This window comes from Candidatus Cloacimonadota bacterium, from assembly GCA_011372345.1.
In the GTDB taxonomy this organism is placed as follows: Bacteria; Cloacimonadota; Cloacimonadia; order Cloacimonadales; family TCS61; genus DRTC01.
The window spans coordinates 1-2,361 of record DRTC01000145.1; the positions used below are offsets into that span (position 1 = coordinate 1).

The 2,361-nt window shown below is 34.7% G+C and carries 2 protein-coding genes; both read right to left on the bottom strand.

Annotated features, from left to right (window positions below; genetic code table 11):
• Positions 1 to 62: 62 nt before the first annotated feature.
• Complete coding sequence (locus ENL20_02800) at positions 63 to 695, bottom strand: hypothetical protein (protein ID HHE37484.1); 633 nt, start codon at positions 693 to 695, stop codon at positions 63 to 65.
• 182 nt (positions 696 to 877) lie between these two features.
• Positions 878 to 1,783: a DNRLRE domain-containing protein gene (locus ENL20_02805; GenBank protein HHE37485.1), complete on the bottom strand. Its 906-nt coding sequence runs from the start codon at positions 1,781 to 1,783 to the stop codon at positions 878 to 880.
• Positions 1,784 to 2,361 lie beyond the last annotated feature (578 nt).

A 2,361-nucleotide genomic window follows, 5' to 3' on the forward strand; every position in this document is an offset into this window, starting at 1 on the left:
CTATTAAGAAAAAAATTAACAGCAAACAAAAACGAACAAATTTCTCGGATGAAATTACTTTGTTAGATCGCATACGGACCAGGGATCAATCGCCAACCCCAAATATATTCCAAAATGTTCCAAGCCGTAAGTAAACCTAAATATGACCAGAACATTACGGAATTGATGTTGGAATTTTTTCTTGTTTTGAGGATAGCAAGAGCAGTTAAAACTACAAACATTCCACACATAATGTATGTAGAAAAATGAGTCGGTGAAAGCACTTCAAATTGGAAGATCATTATGTAATGCATACTCCAGATCAGCAAAAAACTCGATAATGAAAATTGAACTGATAGATTCAAACTTTTTCTGATTTGAAGGAAAACAAAAATCGCTAAAAGTAAGATTAGTAGGAAGTTCCAATGAGCGATTTTAACAGAAGAATTTTCGATAAACATATTTGCATTTTCCATAAATTCACCGACAAAACTCCAGATGGCAATCCCGCTGATAATTGCCAGAAAATTACTTATAAATTTATTGTCCTCAATCTTTTGAGATTTAATAAAAGCATAAATTCCAAATCCTAATAAAAACAAAGCAACAATAAGATACGGCACTTTTCCTGCTCTGTTTGTAAAAACCAAGGTCATATAAGTGACTCCGAAAAATCCTAAAGTTGATAAAACTGTTTTTAATCCGATGTTTTTCATTTTTTGCTCCATAATTTAATTTCGTTTTAAATAATTCTCATTACATTCTTTTATTATTTGAAGAAATGATGAAGAAGACCGGCTTGCCTTCTTCATCATTGTATTGTGCGAACCTTACATCTTTGTAAGTGCAGAATGTTATGCTGTCAGCTTTTATTGAGGATCGAGCGAAAGAAATGAAGTCATCGCAGCAAGATCATCTTTTTCGTTTTTACCGATTTTTGGGTTTTTATCCGATAAAAATAAATTCCACTGACAAAAGGACTATTGTTTTTATCTTTGCCATTCCAGAGAACTCCGTGAGTTCCTGCCGGATAATTTCCGGAAACTATTTCTTTGATCTTCTCACCTTTTGAATTGAATATCACAATTTCAACTTTACTTTGTTCCGGAAGAGAAAATTGAATAGTCGTTCCGGGGTTTCCGCTTTTCGCTAAACCACCTGTTGCGGAGAATGGATTAGGATAATTCTGTGTGAAGATTTCAGGAATATTAATTTCATTTTCGTCATCTATGCCAACCGTATAATCGACTTCGAGATAAGGATGCAGATTTGAATTTGAATGTTCCTTTGAATAGAATTTACTGAATTTACTTCCTGCTAGTGCTTTGATGAGAAGTCCATAATTTTCAATATCTCCATTTATCCAAGACTGGACAATCTGGGTAATATCGATGTTGTGCCATCCGTTTACATTGAAACCATAAGAAGCCCAAACATAACTATCATATTGTGCATGTGTATGCGGATTCCATGTTTCTTCATCCCAATTTTCAGTAATAGCATAAAAATTTGTGCTGGTAGTTCCTCCCTGTGGACATCCCATAAAACGATTCAGGTTTAAGGTTGCACTTTCAATAGTCTGTCCTGCGAATTGAGAAAGGTCAAACTTGACCATTATCCGCTCATAATGTCCTGCCGGTTGAAATTCTGCGACCCATAATTCAGTGGTTGTGGGTGGTAAAGTCGGATGTTCTACATCGGTGTACATATCATCACAAGGTTCGATGACAATGGTATCTGCGTGTATTAAAGATACAAATGAAATAACCAGAATTGCTAAACTAATAAAAAAAATCTTTTTCATAATACATTTCTCCTTTTTGTTTTATTTTTTTTTATTGGATCAAAATCCAGTTTGAAGCCTGACAATAAGTTTTCCTGCTTCTTCCGATTCGTTATCGGGAACAGTTACAGGAAGTTCATAATCGATTTTAAGTTTTGTGTGTTCTTCATCTAATCCGAAAGTAATGCCTGCTGTGAAATAGTTGGAAACAAAATTTTCGCATAAGATTTCATCATTTATAATAGTTGCCGGATCATCCCAATAAAAAGCATCCACATCAGAAGCTTTGTTCCACGACTGATACATTACATAAGGTTGGATATAAGGAATTTTTTCACCGTTCGTTTTAAATGTGTACGCTCCTTCGATATAAAGCGCATTCATTTCAAGATCGTCAGCAGATTTGATAGTTTCGAGAACTTTGCTTCCGGTAAATCCCTTTCCCGCATAATATTCTCCGCGAACGAAAATATTATTGAAATTAAAATCCACTCCAAAACCGAATCTATTACCTTTCTCATAAACAGGTTTGTTTGTAGCAGGATCAACTTTCCCGAAGTCTCGCTTGATGTTATTGAAATATCCACCAACCGACAAAC

Coding starts and splice junctions, on each gene's coding strand:
- ENL20_02800 (HHE37484.1), bottom strand. CDS start 695: ATGAAAAACATCGGATTAAAAACAGTTTTATCAACTTTAGGATTTTTC.
- ENL20_02805 (HHE37485.1), bottom strand. CDS start 1,783: ATGAAAAAGATTTTTTTTATTAGTTTAGCAATTCTGGTTATTTCATTT.